This is a genomic window from Candidatus Blochmannia americanus (nom. nud.), from assembly GCF_059934915.1.
Window position 1 is genome coordinate 19,699 of sequence record NZ_CP011792.1, and the last position, 19,898, is coordinate 39,596.

Annotated in this window: 14 protein-coding genes; 9 read left to right on the forward strand and 5 right to left on the reverse strand. The window is 29.2% G+C overall.

The features are described 5' to 3' along the window. Positions 1–29: 29 nt before the first annotated feature. A complete protein-coding gene (locus Bamer462_RS00090; RefSeq protein WP_500837692.1) occupies positions 30–1,037 on the reverse strand; it encodes an AI-2E family transporter in 1,008 nt (335 codons plus the stop codon). A gap of 419 nt (positions 1,038–1,456) precedes the next feature. Here Bamer462_RS00090 and glyQ point away from each other — a divergent pair, with 419 nt between their 5' ends. After that, the gene (gene glyQ / locus Bamer462_RS00095; RefSeq protein WP_500837693.1) at positions 1,457–2,371 is read left to right on the forward strand and encodes a glycine--tRNA ligase subunit alpha; all 915 of its coding nucleotides are present in this window, start codon (positions 1,457–1,459) and stop codon (positions 2,369–2,371) included. Further along, positions 2,353–4,476: a glycine--tRNA ligase subunit beta gene (gene glyS, locus Bamer462_RS00100; RefSeq protein WP_500837694.1), complete on the forward strand. Its 2,124-nt coding sequence runs from the start codon at positions 2,353–2,355 to the stop codon at positions 4,474–4,476. Before glyQ ends, glyS begins: the two co-directional genes overlap by 19 nt. Positions 4,477–4,686: 210 nt before the next feature. On the opposite strand, the gene Bamer462_RS00105 is transcribed toward glyS, so the two are convergent. Further along, on the reverse strand, positions 4,687–5,304 hold the full coding sequence (locus Bamer462_RS00105; protein ID WP_500837695.1) for a Fe-Mn family superoxide dismutase: 618 nt from the start codon (positions 5,302–5,304) through the stop codon (positions 4,687–4,689). Between the two features lie 465 nt (positions 5,305–5,769). Between Bamer462_RS00105 and Bamer462_RS00110 the strand changes: the two genes are divergently transcribed. Together Bamer462_RS00110 and Bamer462_RS00115 are read left to right on the forward strand one after the other, a co-directional pair. Continuing rightward, a complete protein-coding gene (locus Bamer462_RS00110) occupies positions 5,770–5,898 on the forward strand; it encodes a hypothetical protein (protein WP_500837696.1) in 129 nt (42 codons plus the stop codon). A gap of 122 nt (positions 5,899–6,020) precedes the next feature. After that, positions 6,021–8,096 (forward strand): M3 family metallopeptidase, encoded by a 2,076-nt coding sequence (locus Bamer462_RS00115; RefSeq protein ID WP_500837697.1) that lies wholly within the window; start codon positions 6,021–6,023, stop codon positions 8,094–8,096. Positions 8,097–8,532: 436 nt separating this feature from the next. Here Bamer462_RS00115 and Bamer462_RS00120 read toward each other — a convergent pair whose 3' ends face one another. Further along, positions 8,533–10,161, reverse strand: a complete 1,629-nt coding sequence (locus tag Bamer462_RS00120; protein WP_500837698.1) for an inorganic phosphate transporter — start codon at positions 10,159–10,161, stop codon at positions 8,533–8,535. Positions 10,162–10,513: 352 nt separating this feature from the next. Here Bamer462_RS00120 and ubiA point away from each other — a divergent pair, with 352 nt between their 5' ends. Continuing rightward, positions 10,514–11,386: a 4-hydroxybenzoate octaprenyltransferase gene (ubiA, locus tag Bamer462_RS00125; protein ID WP_500837699.1), complete on the forward strand. Its 873-nt coding sequence runs from the start codon at positions 10,514–10,516 to the stop codon at positions 11,384–11,386. 312 nt (positions 11,387–11,698) lie between these two features. Here ubiA and zur read toward each other — a convergent pair whose 3' ends face one another. Continuing rightward, positions 11,699–12,172 carry a zinc uptake transcriptional repressor Zur gene (gene zur / locus Bamer462_RS00130; protein WP_500837700.1) on the reverse strand — a complete coding sequence of 158 codons (474 nt, stop codon included), beginning with the start codon at positions 12,170–12,172 and terminating at the stop codon, positions 11,699–11,701. A gap of 531 nt (positions 12,173–12,703) precedes the next feature. Between zur and dnaB the strand changes: the two genes are divergently transcribed. From dnaB to gltP, 4 genes are all read left to right on the forward strand, one after another. After that, positions 12,704–14,104, forward strand: coding sequence for a replicative DNA helicase (gene dnaB / locus Bamer462_RS00135; protein ID WP_500837701.1), 1,401 nt, complete (start codon positions 12,704–12,706; stop codon positions 14,102–14,104). Positions 14,105–14,501: 397 nt separating this feature from the next. Beyond that, a complete protein-coding gene (ssb, locus tag Bamer462_RS00140) occupies positions 14,502–14,963 on the forward strand; it encodes a single-stranded DNA-binding protein (protein ID WP_500837702.1) in 462 nt (153 codons plus the stop codon). A 508-nt stretch (positions 14,964–15,471) separates the two neighbouring features. Next, entirely contained in the window at positions 15,472–17,118 is a 1,647-nt protein-coding gene (locus Bamer462_RS00145; RefSeq protein WP_500837703.1) for a Na+/H+ antiporter, read from the forward strand. A 765-nt stretch (positions 17,119–17,883) separates the two neighbouring features. Beyond that, positions 17,884–19,176, forward strand: coding sequence for a glutamate/aspartate:proton symporter GltP (gene gltP, locus Bamer462_RS00150; RefSeq protein ID WP_500837704.1), 1,293 nt, complete (start codon positions 17,884–17,886; stop codon positions 19,174–19,176). 248 nt (positions 19,177–19,424) lie between these two features. Here gltP and Bamer462_RS00155 read toward each other — a convergent pair whose 3' ends face one another. Next, entirely contained in the window at positions 19,425–19,829 is a 405-nt protein-coding gene (locus Bamer462_RS00155; RefSeq protein ID WP_500837705.1) for a Rid family detoxifying hydrolase, read from the reverse strand. Between the last annotated feature and the right edge of the window lie 69 nt (positions 19,830–19,898).

The window sequence follows — 19,898 nt, forward strand, 5'->3', positions numbered from 1 at the left end:
TGTGGTGTGTCAATTTTAAAATTAAAATATTAAATTAATTTTTTTAAACGTAGCTCGGTTTTTAAATATGCATAAAAAATTGGAGCTGCTATTAAACCTTCTAACCCAAATATTGATTCTAGTAAAAGCATTGACAGTATCAATTCCCAAGGATTAGCGTTGATTTTGTTTCCAATGATTTCAGCATTAAGAAAATATTCTAATTTATGAATTAATACTAAATACACAAACATCATTACACCGATGCTTAGGGAGACAGATAAAGCAGCAATAGTAATCATAAAATTGGAAATAAGATTTCCTATAATTGGTAACATACCAAAAATGAAAGTAATAACAATTAAAGTTTTTCCTAATGGTAAAGATTCTCCAATTAATGGTAATATAATAAAAATTATAATAGATGTTAATAATGTATTTACTGAGGAAATTTTAATTTGAGCAAAAACAATATTACGAAATGATTGAGAAAGATTGTATATGCGTTCTAATAATTGGATAGTAAAAAATGTATCGTGGATATATTTTTTTTTAGTTTTAGTACAAGATATCAAAATGCCTACTATTAGGCCTACTAATAAAGTAATAAATCCGTGCAAAAAAGTATGTCCCATATTTCGAATAAGAATTAGGTTTGACTCAATCCAGGTGAATATTTGATCTTTTAGTTCTTCGGTGGTATTCGGTAAAAAAGAAGGTAAAAAATTAGGTAGTCTTTTTTTAAAATCAGAAAAAATTCTATTAATTTCAATGGTAATACTAACTGTATTAATATCTTCTGTGATAAAATTAGTGCAGCTAACAATGCCTATAGTTATAAAAACAGTGATACTTAAAACGATGAGTATCACTGCCATCCAACGAGCACGACTTATTCCAATAAAACGTTCAAAGTAAGATGCAACAGATACTATAATTTCGTAAGTTAAAAATCCAGAAAAAAAACAAGGAAATAAACCTAATGGTATCACGGTTATTATACAAATAAACATGAGTAGATAAGAAATTATTATGATGGGGGTTTCTTGGGAAATCATTCTTTATATCCTAATGCATATAGACGTTGTTAACATGCAATTTCTAATGAATATTAAGAATAAATTAGGGTTTGCATAATTTTACATATAAATTTTTTATTTCGTTATATAGCATATTTATAAATCCAATTGTAGAATTAATGTATTTTAAAGAGTTTATTCATGTAATTATATAATTATATGCGTATGTGTGTTAATAGATATACAATATATAAGTATTAATGACTTATACTGGTCTATGTATTTGTATATGTTAATTTTCAATTTAAAATGTTTATATGATTATATGATAGCAATTAATTTTTGATAATATATGTATCTATGTTTTATTCTATTGTAGTATTATCAAATAATATTTTGAATAATTGTATTATTGCAGTAGATCTGCAAACACAGCGATTTTAAATAGATAAGATAAAATGCACGGTAACAACAATTCAAAAACTTTTCAAGGCTTAATACGAGTATTAGAAAAGTATTGGGAAGGTTGTGGTTGTATTATAGTTCAACCATTAGATATAGAAGTTGGAGCAGCTACTTCACATCCTGTGACTTTTTTTAATGCTATTGGTCCGGAGCCTGCTTCTGTTGCTTATGTTCAAGCATCACGGCGTCCCATGGATAGTCGATATGGTCAAAATCCAAATAGATTGCAGCGATATTATCAGTTTCAAGTGATTATAAAGCCTTCTCCGAAAAATATGCTGAAATTATATTTAGATTCCTTAAAAGTGCTTGGATTAAATCATATGGAAAATGATATTTGTTTCATCGAAGATAATTGGGAAAACCCTACGCTTGGAGCATGGGGATTAGGGTGGGAAATTTGGTTGAATGGTATGGAAATAACACAATTTACCTATTTTCAGAAAATAGGCGGATTAGAATGTAGACCAGTGACCGGAGAGATAACCTATGGCTTAGAGCGTTTAGCTTTGTTCTTGCAAGGAGTAAATCATGTTTATGATTTAGTTTGGGGTTATGGCGCCCTAGGGTCTGTGACGTATGGAGACTTATTTTGTCAAAATGAATTGGAACAGTCAATGTATAATTGTGAATATACGGATATTAAATTTTTATTTAAAATTTTTAGTCAATATGAAAATGAAATAAGATATTTAATTACTATGGTACAACCATTAGTAATTCCAGCATATGAACGTGTTTTAAAAGCAATACATATTTTTAATTTGCTAGATACTAGAAAAGTAATTTCTATTACAGAAAGAAAAAATTACATTTTACGTATTCACAAATTAGCAAAAATGATAGCAGAAACTTATTATGCATCTCGTAAAAAATTAGGTTTTCCTATGTGCACGAGGAAATTATAGTATTAAGTCAGGATAATTGTACAATGAAAGTATGTACTTTTTTAGTAGAGATTGGAACTGAATCATTACCATCTAATATTTTAAAAAAATTAGGAAAAGATTTTTTTTATCAGATTATTAGTGGTTTTAAAAAAAATAATATTGCTTATGATAAAGCGCACTGGTTTGCATCTTCGTGTCGTTTAGCAGTTAAAGCTAATATAATAACAGAAGGTATTAATACTAATATTGCATGTGTTAATCAATTAATCAGTAGAGACATGCATGATGAAGATATTAGAAATACACATACCGAAATTAATTCTACGATTACTAAGATGAATATTAAAAGCAGTATATGCGTTAATAATTTTCAAGAACCGTTGAAATGTGATGAAAATATAATAATACATAAAAATTTAAAATATTTGTTATGCAGAATAATTAATTCTGCTTTAGAAAAGTTGAATAATTATGAAATGATGCGTTGGGGCGATTTGGACAGTCCATTTATTCGACCTGTTCGTACTGTGACAGTATTATTAGATGAACATCTTATTTCGGGTTGTTTTTTTGGCATAAACACAGATAGAGTATTGTATGGCAATAGATGTATGGAAAAAGATAAAATTACTCTTAAACATGCAGATCATTATCCAGATTTTTTGACTAAAAACGGTTGGGTAATAGCAGATTACGCTGAACGTAAACATTCTATATGTGTAGAATTAGAAAAAGAAGCTAAAAAACTTGGAGGGATTGTAGATATTCAGAATGAGAGTTTATTAGAAGAGGTCACTGCTTTAGTAGAATGGCCTGTAGTTCTTTCTGGTCAATTTCATAGGAAGTTTTTAGTATTGCCACGTGAAGTAATACTTCATATTATGAGGTACGATCAAAAGTATTTTCCAGTATATAATCCTCTCGATGGCGAGCTATTACCCCATTTTATTTTTGTAGCGAATACGATTTCGGATAACTATAAACAAATTATTATTGGGCATGAAAATGTAATAACTCCGCGTTTAATGGATGCAGAGTTTTTTTTGATAAAAGATAATCAATATCGTTTGGAGGATTATATATCTAAATTAAATTCTGTATTGTTTCATAGAAGACTTGGTACTTTGCGCGATAAAAGTTGGCGTATAGAAAAATTATCTGGATGGATAGCTCATCAAATAGGTATAGATATACAAAAAACAAAACGTGCCGGATATTTATGTAAATGTGATCTTATGAGTAATATGGTATTTGAATTTCCTTCAACTCAAGGAACTATTGGTATGTATTATGCTCGTCGGGATGGTGAATCAGAAGAAATAGCATTAGCGCAAAAAGAACATTATCAACCATGTTTTTCTGAAGATAAATTGCCTACGACTCATATGTCTTGTGCTGTATCTATTGCAGATAAAATGGATACTATATCGGGTATATTTGGCATTAAAGAGTTACCAAAAGGTAACAGTGATCCATTTGCTTTAAAAAGATCTGCAATTGGAATTCTTCGTATTCTTATATATGAAAAGTTGCCAATAAATTTATTTGATTTAATACAAGAGTCAGTAAAATTGTATAATTCACAATTAATTAATGCAACAGTTATTAATGATGTTTATAACTTTATGTATAATCGTTTATTTTCTTGGTACTCCTCAAGAGGGTATAAAGCTAATATTATTCGAGCAGTTTTAAACGTTAAAACTGTTAGTGTAGTAGATATCGATAACCGAATAGAAGCAGTATCTGATTTTTTCAGATTGAAAAAAGAGGAAAATGTTAAATTAAATTTCATTTATAAACGTATATCAAATATTTTGTTAAAAAAACAAATATCTTATAATAATGATGTGCAGTATTTTTTATTAAAAACACCAGAAGAAATGTGTTTAGCTACGGAGGTGATTTCTATAGAAAAGAGATTGCAGGTATTATGCGCTCAACATCGTTATTATGATGCGTTAACTGTTATTATGACGGTTTCCGGTGCAGTTAATGCGTTTTTCGATAATGTTATGATTATGGATACAAATGAAGATATAAAAATTAATAGATTAACTTTGTTAAATAAAGTTAAAAATTTATTTTTACAGGTGGCAGATTATTCTTTATTGCATGTTTAATCGCATGTTGCGTGATTGCTTGGAATTTATAACAGTTCATTATTTTTTAATACCTTATAGAAGGTTGCTACTGGGAAACAATTTTATGTTATGTATGAGTCAACATGATTGATATGTCAATCCCAATTTTTAGAATAGTTAGCATAGGATCAAATCTTTTAACATAATGTGAAAGTGATAATATGCTAACTATGAGTTAATAATTATATTTTATACATGATTAAATTGCACATGCACCTCATCCCAGTTGACTATATTCCAAAACGATTTAACATAGTCTAAGCGACGGTTTTGATATTTTAAATAGTAAGCATGTTCCCATACATCTAATCCTAGAATTGGGTACCCATTTGAGCCAGAGATATCTGTTCCCATCAACGGATTATCTTGATTAGAGGTAGATACTATAGATAAAATATTGTTTTGTTTTATTAGCCATACCCAACCAGATCCAAAACGACTTATAGCGGTTTTTTCAAAATGATCTTTAAAGGAAGAGATGCTTGAGAAGTTGTATTCTATTGCATTTTTTAGTGATCCTTGAAGTATAGTATTTTTTTTGAGATATTTCCAGAATAAACTATGATTGATATGGCCTCCGGCATTGTTGCGTAACACAGTTTTTTTATGATCGGGTAAATGATTCAGTTTTGTTATTAATTCTATAACAGGTAGGTGGGAAAATTCAGGTAGATCAATTAATGCTGCATTAGCGTTATCAATATATGCTTGATGGTGTTTTGTATGATGAATTTTCATAGTGTTTTCATCAAAAAATGGTTCTAGAGCATCATATGGATAAGTCAAAGAAGGTAATATAAAACTCATAATAAAATTTCTCCATACTTAAGGAAACATAAGGTAATATAATAATTGAAAAATAATTAAAATTATATATTTATTAATACATAATGCATTATAACAGATTATTGATTAACAGCTATAATTCGTATATATGACTTTGCCTCTTTATTTGATAGTAGATATAATGTATCTATCTTATTTTACATTTTCTATGTAAAATAAGATATTGAAATAATGGCATTATTAAGTGATGTTATTTATATTTTTCTAATTTTTGATACAACACATGATATTATAAGGTATAAATGATGTAATTAAAATATTCATTTAGTAGGATTATTATTAATAAGGCAAGATTAATAATGTTTATAGTTTTATGTGTTGTTGTGTAATTAATAGGGATAAGAATGTTTATATTCTATCGAAAGTGTAGGTTAAGCGTACGATAGAGAATAAGCGCGGCCCAGATCGGGGAGAGCGTAATTGTTCTTGTTTGAGTGGAGGATAGATCGGCAAGGAAGGTTTGAAACCATTCTTGACGATCTATCAGCAAGCAATGGTATGTCTTTATTTAATATTTTATGTAATATGATAAATGATTATGATGATATTTTGTAATATTACGTAATAAATCAGGTAAAAATGTTTATGCTTTTGATGTTTATATTTAATTTAGGTATATGAAATAATGAAAGGTCTTCAGAATTAGTATATAACTATAAATTTTATAGGTTTACTGTATGGAAAATAATCCGTTATTAACTTATTCTATATTTCCTTCGTTTTCTTCTATTGAGACAAAGCATATAAAAGAAGCTGTTCAAAAGGTATTAACCAATTGTTATAATACGGTAGATCAGATTATATCTGCAAAACGTATAAATTGGGATACGATATATTATCCGTTGATGATTTCAGAAAATGAATTGCAACGTGTTTGGTCTCCGATAACACATTTAAATTCTGTAAAGCACAGTTTAGAATTACGTGCAGTTTATGAAGAAAGTTTGTTATTTATTTCTGAATATAGAAGTTGGATCAATCAACATAACGGATTATACCAAGCTTATCAGTCATTGCGGCATGGAGATTCTTACCAAAAATTAAGTATAATACAAAAAAAAGTATTAAATAATGTGTTACATAATTTTAAATTATCAGGGATTTATTTATCTCCGAAACAAAAAAAAAAATATATGCATATGATGTTTAGATTATCGCAGTTAAGCTCAGATTATGCGAATAATGTATTCGATGCAACGCTAGGTTGGAGTAAATTAATTACTGAAAAACATTTATTATCTGGTATACCAGATAATCATTTAGATGTTGCCCGATTAGAAGCACAATCCCGTGGAGAAAAGGGATGGTTATTTACACTGCAATACTCTAGTTATTCCTCAGTTCTTGCATATTGCGATGCTCAAGAGCTTAGAGAAGAGTTATATTGGGCTTTTCATACTCGTGCTTCTGATCAAGGGCCTAATAGAGGAAAGTGGGATAATACTTTAATAATGGATGAAATTCTTGCATTACGTTATGAGTCAGCACAAATATTAGGATTTCATACTTATCTTGAAAAATCTTTAGTGAAACGCATGGTGCAAAGTTCGAGACAAGTATTTAATTTTCTTATTAATTTATCTACCCAAATACGTTGCTATGAATATGATGAATTTTTAAAAATACAAAATTTTGCTAAAAAAAAATATTCCCGTATATCTTTAAATCCGTGGGATATTGAATATTATAAGGAGAAACAGAAAAAATATCTTTTTTCTATTACAAATGAAACGTTACGTTACTATTTCCCTTCAGAAATAGTGCTTCGAGGAATGTTTGCAATTGTAAATCGTATTTATGGTATCTTCATTAAAGAACGTTTTAATATAGATGCATGGCATTCTGATGTACGATTTTTTGATATTTTTGATGACGAGGATGAGTGGATAGGAGGATTTTATTTAGATCTCTATCTTAGAGATAATAAACGCGAAGGCGCTTGGATGGATGAGTTAGTAGGTAGGATGTATCAACAAAATACTACTATTGTTCAGAAACCTATCGCATACTTGATTTGTAATTTTCATCGTTCAGACAATCAACATGCATCATGTTTACTTACACATCATGATGTGTTGACTTTATTTCATGAATTTGGACATGTACTACATCATATTATAACATACATCGATATTCCAGAAATATCTGGAGCTCATGGAGTGCCTTGGGATACGGTGGAATTACCTAGTCAGCTTATGGAAAAATTTTGTTGGGAACCTGATGTATTACAATTAATTTCTATGCATTATCAAACAGAAGCACCTATATCTGATCATATGATAAGTAATTTATTAAAAACAAAAACATATCGATCTTCATCTTATCTTTTACATCAAGTGATGTATGGGTTATTTGATTTACGTATACATCATGAATATCCCCTAAAAGGCCAGGGGAGTGTATTAAAAATGTTTAAAGAAGTAATTAATCAAACGTCAGTACATCATTTATTGAAGGATTGGGATCGTTTCCCTAATTCTTTTTTACATATTTTTTCTGATGATTATGCGGCGGGGTATTATAGTTATTTATGGGCAGATATGTTAGCATCTAATGTTTGGTGTCGTTTTCAAGAATCAGGTATTCTTAATTCAAAAATAGGCAAATTATTTTTTAATGATATTCTTGCATTAGGGGGGGCTATTGATTTGAAAAAATGTATTATAAAATTCTGTAAACATGCTGTGACAGTAGAGCCGATGTTACGGTACTATGGGATCCCTGTATCTATTAATGATGCTGTATTGGCATAATAATATATGTACATATGGTTATAAAAACATAAATTTTTAATCTATGAATAATTTGTAAAATTAATCATAAAGAGTTATTTTTTGGTGAAATGTATTCATGAATAAATATGGAGAATTTTTATTGTTTAAGATAGAACATGTGTTCTTTGTAGATAATTTGTTAAAAAAGTTATCGATATATTGATGGTGAGGTTCTTTATTTTTATATTAGTTTTTATGAATAAGCATTTTGATAGCGATGTATAAGTAATTAGATTAGGTGGTTTATATATAAATTAAATTTATTAATTAAACTAAGCTAATAGCACTGTTTTTAGTGGTCTACAACATTGTTTAATTATAACAATATTTTTTATGGAGAGGATAAAAATTTTTTTGATAAAATAGAGAGAAATTTAAAAAAATGTTATTTTTATTTTATTTATACTTATTTAGTTTATATTTGAATATATTTATGTAATAATTTTAATGTCATCCAATAAAAACTGCCACTTAATATGATAGAAATAGGTAAAGTCAACGACCAGGTTATTAAAATGTTTTTTATTGTTTTCCCTTGCACTCCCCAACCGTGGATTAACATGCTCCCCGTGATGGAAGAGGACAAAACATGAGTAGTGGAAACAGGCATGCCGGCATAACTTGCTGTACCTATGGATATAGCCGTAGTTAGTTGAGCTGATAAGCCTTGAGCATAAGTCATTTCTTTTTTTCCTATTTTTTCACCAATAGTAGTAGCAACTCGTTTCCAACCAATTATCGTTCCTAAAGATAATGATAATGCAACAGCTAAAATAATCCAAGTTGGTGCGTATTCAATTGTATTGAGTAAATGTTCTTTTAAATGTTTAAGAAAATTTTTATTTTTATATGAAGTTTCTGGAAGTGCTATGATTTGATCTAGAACGTCTACTATATAGACGAGCAATTGTCTCATTTGGGAGCGTTGATCTATATTTAGCTGATTATAACTATCTAAATTTTCAAGCAATAATGAAGCGTTATTAATAATAGTAAGAGTTAATGATAAATCATGAAAAATTTTTCTCATCTGTATTTCTGTTTCTGGAGAAGATTTATTTTTATTAAAACACGTCATATTAGTGTTATTTATAACAATCTGTGTAGAGTCTTTGATAGAGGCAGAAGGAGCAATAATTTTTAATTGATTTAATGCTATTGATATAGGCATGGATGTTATTTCTGATGGCATGATAGTTTTAAAATTGTTGTAATGTTGAGTATAATATTCATAGAAATTATTAACAGCATTTCGAGTACGGGATATATCATGATTATTGGCATGCATATTAAGCATAAAATTTGCCGGAGCTACTCCTATTAAAAGCAACATAATGAGCCCAATTCCTTTTTGACCGTCATTTGCTCCATGAGAAAAACTGACTCCAGCCGCAGATAAAATTAATATAATACGAGTCCATAATGATGGTTGAGGTCTGCCATATTTTTGTGTTTGTTGAGTTGGAGTTATATGAATGTTTTGATATTTTTTGTTATTGTTCCAATATCGACATAATATCAACATTATTATTTTAGCTAATGATAAACTTATTATCGGTGATATTATTAGTGATAAAAAAATATTAACTAATTTTTGAATATTCAATCCCTGTATCATTGGACACTGTGTAATCATTGCGTGCACTAATCCGATTCCAATTAATGTGCCAATTAGAGTATGAGAACTAGAAGTAGGTAATCTGAAATACCACGTTCCAAGGTTCCATAGTATTGCTGCAAATAACATCGAAAAAATCATAGCTAGAATATGATTAGCATTTGCATTCATAAAAAAATATGTAGGAAGTAAGTGAATAATTGTATATGCAACACTTAAACCGCTTAATATTACTCCTAAAAAATTAAATGTTCCTGACATCAATACTGCGCTGTGCGAGCGTAGAGCACAGGTATAAATAACAGTGACTACAGAATTAGCGGTATCATGAAAACCATTAATAGCTTCATAAACAAATACTAGAATTAATGCAAGAACCAACATAATACTGACATGTATTTCTAAGTTGAATAGAAAGTGCGACATAAGAAAATACGCCATTATTAAAATGATAAAAATTCGTATTATCTAAGAGAATCTATGTAGAGAAAAAGAAAATTATATTTTTTATGGCGATCATATATATACATGATAATATTTTGTTATTGTATGATCATTTTTTTTATAAAAATATTTCATGTCTAGTTCCTATTGTATGTAATATGATATTTATTGTGTGTAATTAATTGTAATAGATACGGTATGGTAATATGTAGCTATTTTATTAAATATAAACGAAATGAACGTTTTTAATGCCATTACATGTACCATGATCAAGATATCAATCTTGAACAGTGTTATTGGTAACGTCACAACAATTATATTATTTATTAATTTTATGTCAAATAGGCTTTTTTTTATTGAAAAGTGCTATAATCTAGCACAGTTAATGCGTATTAATCAACCTATTGGGTTTTTTCTGTTGCTGTGGCCTACTTTATGGGGACTTTGGTTATCACATAGAGGCATACCTAGTAATACTGTTTTTATAGTATTCGTTGCTGGTGTATTGTGTATGCGATCTGCGGGTTGTGTAATAAATGATTATGTTGATTATGATATAGATGGTTGTGTTCAACGTACTAAATCGCGTCCTTTACCATTTGGTACAATTACAAAAAAAGAAGCATTAGTGGTATTAGTAATACTTCTTATTGTTGCGTTAATATTAGTTTGGAGTTTTAATTTCATTACTATTTTATTGTCTGTAATAGCTCTTATATTATCTGGGATATATCCGTATCTTAAGAGATATACTTATTTGCCTCAAGTAATGTTAGGAATATTGTTTAGTTGGCCTATTTTGATGACGTTTACTGCAATTGATTGCCCTATAAGTGGTACTGCTTGGTTATTATTTGTGATGAATACTACATGGGCAGTAGTATATGATACACAGTATGCTATGATAGATCGAGAAGATGATATATATGTTGGTATAAAGTCAGCCGCTGTGTTATTTGGAGACATGGATAAGTTTGTGATAGGAATACTTCAGTTATTTATTATGTTTATATTAGGAATTGTTGGATGGAAGGAGCGATTCCCCGCGGTATTTTATGTTTTTTCGTTATTCGGGGTTATTATAATATTTGTGTGGCAACAAATATTAATCAGTAAAAAGAAACAAACAAGATATTTTAAAGCTTTTTTGAGCAATAACTACGTAGGTATGTTGATATTCATGGGTATCGCTTTTAGTTTCTATTAGTGTGAATATAGTAGATTTTATTTCCAAATAACAACACAGTATTATTATTATAGAACAGATGTGTTTATATCTAATTATAAAGATATGTCTTGTTAAGACACTGATCTTAACAGTAGGTGTATTATTTATAAATTAATTTATATAATATCATATATAGATGATGAAATATATTATCTATTTTATGGAAATTAGTATGAGGATATAACTGTAATTATAACAGTATGATAAGTTAAGTAGCGCAGTATTAATACTGCGCTACTTAACAACATATATTTAAAAGATTTGTTTTATTATGTTTATTAGTACAAATAATTAGAGTCTAAAATGAGAATGTAATTCGATATTAATACATTTTGGGCATAGTCCGTGTGCTTCAATAATGTTATCAAACATAGTAAATCCTGTAATTTTAGCCATATTTTGCAAAATTTCTTCGATGCCTTTTGTTGTTTGTTCAGTAACTTGTTTGCAACTGTTACAAATAAAGAAAGCAAAATTATGTGATAACTCAAAAAAATAATGGCATAACATAAAACTATTGGTAGATTCAATACGATGTATAAATCCTTGTGCTAAAAAAAAATTTAAAGCACGATAAATAGTTGAGGGTTTTGCATGGGGCAATGCGGATTGTCGCAGTAAATGTAGTAAATCGTAGGCACTTATAGCTCCTTTATGTTGAGATATTAATCGTAATACTGCCAAGCGTTGCGGTGTTAAACGCACACAACGTTGTTCGCAGAGTTTTTGAATTTGAGTTAATATTTTTGGGATATTAGTGTTCATATTCTTTTTAGTTATTAATGATAAGTCATGTCATTATCAACACAGGAGATATAAATCAAAATATATTAGATATATCTTGAAAAAGAAGATGATGCTAAAAATAATTATATATTATATAAAGATCAGGGATCCATATAATTAATTACGTTTTTTCAAGAATGTAAGTATACAATATATATTACATAAATGTTAAGGAATATTAGAAAATAGTTATACACGAATACGTTATTGGTTATATATAATGGGATATTATTTATTTATGTTGAGATGATTTAATACATTCTAATTATTTGAGAAATAAAAAATGAAAATACCAAAACAATTTAATGTGAAAGTATATTTGCATAGGTTTATTTATAATATTTTAAGCAACTGAAGTATATGTATCGCTTGATATCCTCAGGTGTTATTTTACGATCTTCATTAGATTAAATATCTTAGGTATTTTGCATGGTATTATTATAATGAAAAAGATGTGATGCTTAATATTTAACCATTTAGAATATCTATTGTTAAAAAAAATGATAGTTTATGCTGAAAAAAAATACTAAAACAATGCATATTTCGCATGATCAACAGGTAAGTAATATAAAAATACCACCGTATTCACTAGAAGCTGAGCAATCGGTATTAGGTGGGTTAATGTTGGATAATACTCAGTGGGAGTATATATCAATACAAATAAATGCTGATGATTTTTTTAATTATGCTCATCGAATTATTTTTAATGAAATGAAACGTTTGTTAGAGATAAACAAGCCAATTGACTTAATAACGTTATCAGAATCTTTAGAAATTCAAGGAAAATTGGAATTGGTAGGGGGATTTGCGTATTTAGCGGAATTATCAAAGAATGTTCCTAGCGCTTCCAATGTCACAGCATATGCTGATATCATATACGAACGTTCAGTAGTACGTTCTATGATAGCTGTAGCAAATAAAATTGCTGATGCCGGATATAATCCTCAAGGTCGAAGCAGTGATGAATTATTAGATTTAGCAGAGTCTCTTATTTTTCAAATTTCTCATAATAAAAGTAATCATAATACTAACCCAAAGGGAATAGATTTTATTTTAGAAAGCACAGTTGCTCATATTGAACAGGTGTGTAATAGGCCGGAATATGCGAGTGTTACAGGAGTATCTAGTGGATATAAAGATCTTGATAAAAAAACTGATGGTTTACAAAAATCTGATCTTATTATTATTGCAGCGCGTCCTTCTATGGGAAAAACTGCTTTTGCTATGAATTTATGTGAACATGCCGCAATGACTGAAAAGAAACCAGTATTGATATTTAGTTTAGAAATGCCTGTTGATCAAATTATGATACGTATGTTAGCTTCGTTATCTCGGGTTGATCAAGTACGCATTCGTACGGGAAGATTGAATAATGAAGACCGAGAAAGAATTACTAGTGCAATCGAACTTCTTTTAGAAAAACGTAATATATATATTGATGATTCGTCATATTTAACTCCTGCTGAAGTGCGTGGCCGTGCTCGTAGGTTATGTCGTGAACATGACGGTTTAAGCTTAATTATGGTTGATTATTTGCAGTTAATGAGAGTACCGTCTTTATCTAATAATCGTACATTGGAAATTTCTGAAATTTCTCGATCGTTAAAAGCTTTAGCTAAGGAGTTAAAAGTACCGGTAGTAGCAATTTCTCAGTTAAATAGAGGTTTAGAACAACGTACTGATAAGCATCCCGTTAATTCAGATTTGCGTGAATCTGGAGCAATTGAACAGGATGCTGATTTGATTTTATTTATTTATCGTGATGAGGTGTATCATGAAAATAGTGATATGAAAGGTATTGCTGAGATTATTTTAGGAAAACAACGCAACGGTCCTATTGGTACTATACGATTGATTTTCAATGGCCAATGTTCACGATTTGATAATTACGTCAAATCCGGTAAATATTGACTGATATTAGTGATGTGGTTTTAGTATATATATTAGAGTTACATCTTGTTAAGATGATGTCCGTGATTTATATGTATTGTTTATAATAATTTTTTTATGCTATAACAAAATATAATAAGATTGAAATGAACTGATATTTATAAAATACATCTAATAATTTAAAATTATTGTGTTCATATATTGTATATAACATAAATGGCATTAATTCAGTATAGTAAATTACATTTATTATTATACGGGAGTTTTATAAAAAAAATTTTGGTTTAATGGTATTGAGATATACAGGTATGTTCATAACATTAATTGATTATATCATTGTATTAAATAGTTTTGTGTAATAATACATCAATACTTTTTATAATTACTATATATTAATTTGGTATTTAATGGAGGAACTGTGGCTAATAGGGGAATTAATAAAGTTATTGTGATTGGGTATCTTGGTCAAGAGCCAGAGGTCCGTTATATGCCTAATGGTAACATGGTTACTAATATTTCGGTAGCCACTACTGAATCTTGGAAAGATAAACAAACCAATGAATTTAAAGAAAAAACTGAGTGGCATCGTGTGGTGTTATTCGGAAGATTAGCAGAAATTGCTTCAGAATATCTTCATAAAGGTTCTCAGGTATATATTGAAGGATCGTTAAAAACTAGAAAATGGCAAAATCAAAACGGACAAGATCGGTATGTTACCGAAATTATTGTTAATATTGGAGGTACAATGCAAATGTTGGGTGGTCGTCATACAGAAGAAAATGTACCATTAAAGGATCAGAATGTAATAAATAGTGGAGATAAAATGATATCGGAGGATGCATCTAATATTAATTTTGATGAGGAAGATATTCCTTTTTAGAGAGTTTGTATTTTTAAGGATTGATTTTCAGCTACTTTTATTGTGTGCAACGTGTATGTATGAGTATTATATTTTCAATAATTATTTCGTTATTTATATAAAATTATACATTTAATATTTATTAATCATGTCATATTTGATTTTATAAGTGACAATTGAAAATTCCAATTATTATTATTTTATTTTTTAATTGTAAAGTCGATCGGATATGTGTTTATATTTTTGAATTACTATTTAATTAATTTGATGACATTAAATACTGTTAAATATTCTGATAAAGACTATCATAATAAAATATAGCTAGTGTATATGAAAGTTTATGTTGTTAGAATAAATATAAAAATATGTCATTTTTTTGTAAATAGCTAAAAATAAAATTTATATATTCATTGCCTGATTAATACGTGATAAGTGCATTATATTTGTACGAAATATGAAGTAAATATAAAAACTAATACTATATCTGCAGATATAGTATTTATTTTGGAATACAGTTGAGATTAAAAGTATGGAGATTTTTTTTACGATTCTTATTCTTATTTTGGCTGTCTCCATTTCAGGAGTGATAACACGAATTTTTCCGTTTCAAATGCCATTACCTTTAATGCAAATTGTATTAGGAGCTTTATTAGCTTGGCCTAGATTTGGATTGCATGTAGATTTTAATCCTGAATTATTTTTATTGCTTTTTATTCCTCCATTATTATTTTCTGATGGTTGGAAAACTCCAATGCGTGAATTTTTACGTCATGGAGGAGAAATTGTTATATTAGCATTGGTGTTAGTGATCATTACTGTGGTTGGTATTGGATATTTAATTCATTGGATAATACCAGATATGCCGCTTGTCGCAGCATTGGCGTTAGCAGCGGTTTTATCTCCAACTGATGCAGTAGCACTTTCAGGTATTGTAGGAGAGGGACGTATTCCTAAAAAGCTTATGGATATTCTTCAGGGAGAAGCTTTGATGAATGATGCATCGGGTTTAGTATCTCTTAAATTTGCTATTTCAGTAGCTATGGGCACTATGGTATTTAGCGTAAGCGGAGCTTCTATAGAATTTATCAAAGTATCTATGGGGGGGTTATTGGCAGGCGTAGCTATTACTTGGGGATATAGTAAATCGTTAAGATTTATCACTCATTGGAGTGGCGGTGATCCTGCTACTCAAACGATGTTTCTCTTATTATTACCTTTTGCAGCATATTTAGTTGCTGAACATGTTGGAGTATCTGGAATATTGTCTTCAGTTGCTTCAGGTATGACTATTGGCCAATCTGGAATAATTCGTAATGCACCGTTAGCTATGCGTTTGCGGGGAAACAGCGTATGGACAATGTTAGAATTTGTATTTAATGGTATGGTATTTATTATGCTAGGATTGCAATTACCAGATATTTTATCAACCTCTATTTCGCAAGCAGCAATGGATCCAACTATTACAACATGGATGTTATTTGTGTATGTAATTTTTATTTATACTGCATTAATGGCACTTAGATTTGGATGGTTATGGTTAATGAAGAATATAAGTTTATATTGTATGACTAAACGGCCCATGGTGTTTAGCGAATATAGTATAAGAGAAATTTTAATCGCTTCTTTTGCTGGAGTGCGCGGTGCTATTACATTAGCAGGAGTGCTGTCAATACCACTTTTTTTAAGAGATGGGGCTGTTTTTCCGTTTCGTTACCAATTAGTTTTTATTGCTACTGGTGTTATTTTATTTTCTTTATTATGTGGTGTAATTGTTCTGCCGTGGTTATTACAGGGAATTATAGTATCTGATAAATTACTACAACGAAAAGAAGAGAGAATGGCAAGAGTTATAGCAGCGGAAGTAGCTATTGAGAGCGTGTATAAACTTGAAGAACGGTTAATACATCATAGTCAAGAAGAAAACATTGATAGCCAAATTATCAGTGAAGTAAGCGCACGTGTTATAGGTAATTTGCGTCGTCGTGTAGATGATAATAATGATGTGCATTCTATGCTAACTGAAGAGTTAGAGAGACGGATGAGATTAAATGCATTACGTGCTGAGCGAGGGGAATATTATCATTTACGTGCGCAACAAAAGATTAGTAACGAAACATTAACGAAATTGTTACGTGACTTAGATTTCTTAGAAGCTTTGTTAGCGGAACATGAATAAATTAATATTATTTCTGGTTTTTGTCTAGATGGTACAGATATTAGTTGCTTCTTATAAGGATCATTTTATAATTTTGTTTGAAAATTGTATAATGTCATTGACCAGAAGAATTTCATAAGAGCTATAAGGACGGATGTGATAGTATCGTACGTATTTTACGATACTATTATGGTTTTTGATATAGTAAGGAGTATTATTTATATTAATTATGGATTTTATATTATAGTAGTAGAGTATGATGTGTTATGATTTACTCGATTTATCAATTGCGAATAAAAATAAAGTCAACTTAAATGATATTTAATTGTGTAATAGTTGACTTAAGCAATAGATCGCATTATCCTTTTGTGAAAGGAGTATAAGGCAATTATATGTATCTTTTATTTTTGGAAAGTATAAAACATTAATATATAAATTATATTATGATATATAATTATATGTTTTCATAAATAGTTGATATGTAATTTTAGATGTTAAATTTATACATTGCTCAATGCACATGAAGAGATGTTGCGTTGAGTTTTGTTTTTTTAACAGTGATATAATTTTAATAAATAATTTATGACTGTGCGGTCTTTTTGATATAGAGATTAAGTGTTTTTATGCATTGGTGTATACTTTTATGATGAGTATTTTTTTAGTATGTATTTTTTAATTTTTAATGAGGATTTATTAGAATTAAATCATTTCAATTGATTTAAATGATTGTTATGAATTAACGGGTTAAATAATAACAGAATAATTTATTTTAATTAAGGGGTAACTATGATGGTTAAAAAGTTTAAAATTACCCTTGCTTGGAAAATCTTTTTTGCTTTAAACTTGGGTATCGTTTTAGGGATTGTATTGCATAATCAGACAGAATTAAAAGATTGGATGATTACCACATTCCTTTCTCCAGCTGGAGAAATTTTTATTCGTATGATAAAAATGATTGTAGTTCCCATTGTGATGGCTACATTAGTAGTTGGAATTGCTGGGATCGGAGATGCTAGAAAGCTTGGAAGTATTGGTTTGAAGACCATTGTTTATTTTGAAATTATTACAACACTTGCTATAGTGCTTGGAGTAGCTTTTGCCAATTTATTTCATCCTGGTTATGGAATTGACATGTCTGTACTTTCTAAAACAGATATTTCTATGTATGAGAAAACTACATCTGAAATACAGTCAAGTTTAGTAAATACTGTGTTATCGTTGATTCCGTCTAATATTATTGACTCTATGGCTAGAGGAGATATGTTACCAGTTATTTTCTTTTCAGTAATTTTTGGACTTGGACTGACTACATTGCCAGATAAGACTAAGAATCCATTATTAGATATTTTTAATTCAATAGCTGATACTATGTTTAAAGTAACACATATAGTGATGCGTTATGCTCCCATTGGAGTGTTCGCCTTGATTTCAGTTACAGTTGCGACTTTTGGGTTTAGTTCTTTATTGCCTCTTACTAAACTTGTATTATTAGTTTATGGTTCTATTGTGTTTTTTGCATTAGTGGTATTAGGTATAGTAGCGCGTATATGTAATCTTAGAATTTGGAAATTAATTTGTATTTTAAAAGAAGAACTTATTTTATCTTTTTCTACTGCCAGTTCAGAAACTGTATTACCGCGTATTATAGAAAAAATGGAATCTTATGGAGCTCCATCAATTATTACTGGATTTGTGGTGCCAACTGGTTATTCTTTTAATTTAGATGGATCAACTTTATATCAAAGTATTGCTGCTATTTTTATTGCACAATTGTATGGTATTGAATTGTCTATAAGTCAGGAAATTATTTTGGTATTGACTCTAATGATAACCTCTAAAGGCATCGCTGGTGTCCCTGGAGTTTCTTTTGTAGTATTACTAGCTACGTTAGGCAGTGTAGGTATTCCATTGGAAGGATTAGCGTTCATAGCAGGGGTGGATCGGGTGTTAGATATGGGTCGTACCGCGTTAAATGTTATAGGTAATGCTTTAGCAGTATTAGTGATTGCAAAATGGGAAAATCAATATAATACAGAACAGGCTCTTATATATGAATCAGAGATGTTATCTAATAAATAATAAATAAACAGTATGTTTGTTTCATAAATGCTGCATGATCTTTATCATGCAGCATTAGTAGTAGTATTAAATATTTATTTAAAAAATAATATGCGATATTAGTGATGAAAAATTGTTTTAATATGAGATAATATTGCTGTATTAAACAGATAAAAAGGTGATATAGTTTACAACTATATATACAAAGATATTTGTATATTTTTATTTTGATAGAAAATAGTAAGAGATGTTTGTGCGATATTATCTATTTATAAAAAACGTATTGCGATAGCTTCAATTTCTATCTTGGCATCTTTTGGTAATTTAGAAACTTCTATACAGGAACGTGTCGGTAAAATTATATCTTCATCAGAAAAGGATGAAGTATTAAAAAATTTAAAATAGCTATTATTTATTATAGATACATCGTTGATATTAACGATAAATAATGTAGTTTTAATAATATTATTTATTTTCAGGCCATCAGATTCAAGGATATTTTTGATATTTTTTAATGATTGATATGTTTGATCGTAGATGTTATCAGGCATAATATTTGTATCCGGGCAAATTCCTATTTGCCCGGATACAAATATTATGTTGCCTACATCTATCGCTTGAACATAAGGCCCTAGAGGGATAGGAGCTTTTTTTGTACTGATGACACGGCGCATATAATTAATTTTTCTACTAATATAGTTGTGTAAGAACAAGGTATAAATTTAATGTTGATATAACATAAA

What these genes read in the sequence shown, in the direction of transcription:
- Bamer462_RS00090 (WP_500837692.1), bottom strand. Translation starts at nt 1,037, where the DNA reads ATGATTTCCCAAGAAACCCCCATCATAATAATTTCTTATCTACTCATG.
- glyQ (WP_500837693.1), top strand. Translation starts at nt 1,457, where the DNA reads ATGCACGGTAACAACAATTCAAAAACTTTTCAAGGCTTAATACGAGTA.
- Bamer462_RS00105 (WP_500837695.1), bottom strand. Translation starts at nt 5,304, where the DNA reads ATGAGTTTTATATTACCTTCTTTGACTTATCCATATGATGCTCTAGAA.
- Bamer462_RS00115 (WP_500837697.1), top strand. Translation starts at nt 6,021, where the DNA reads ATGGAAAATAATCCGTTATTAACTTATTCTATATTTCCTTCGTTTTCT.
- Bamer462_RS00120 (WP_500837698.1), bottom strand. Translation starts at nt 10,161, where the DNA reads ATGTCGCACTTTCTATTCAACTTAGAAATACATGTCAGTATTATGTTG.
- ubiA (WP_500837699.1), top strand. Translation starts at nt 10,514, where the DNA reads ATGTCAAATAGGCTTTTTTTTATTGAAAAGTGCTATAATCTAGCACAG.
- zur (WP_500837700.1), bottom strand. Translation starts at nt 12,172, where the DNA reads ATGAACACTAATATCCCAAAAATATTAACTCAAATTCAAAAACTCTGC.
- dnaB (WP_500837701.1), top strand. Translation starts at nt 12,704, where the DNA reads ATGCTGAAAAAAAATACTAAAACAATGCATATTTCGCATGATCAACAG.
- Bamer462_RS00145 (WP_500837703.1), top strand. Translation starts at nt 15,472, where the DNA reads ATGGAGATTTTTTTTACGATTCTTATTCTTATTTTGGCTGTCTCCATT.
- gltP (WP_500837704.1), top strand. Translation starts at nt 17,884, where the DNA reads ATGATGGTTAAAAAGTTTAAAATTACCCTTGCTTGGAAAATCTTTTTT.
- Bamer462_RS00155 (WP_500837705.1), bottom strand. Translation starts at nt 19,829, where the DNA reads ATGCGCCGTGTCATCAGTACAAAAAAAGCTCCTATCCCTCTAGGGCCT.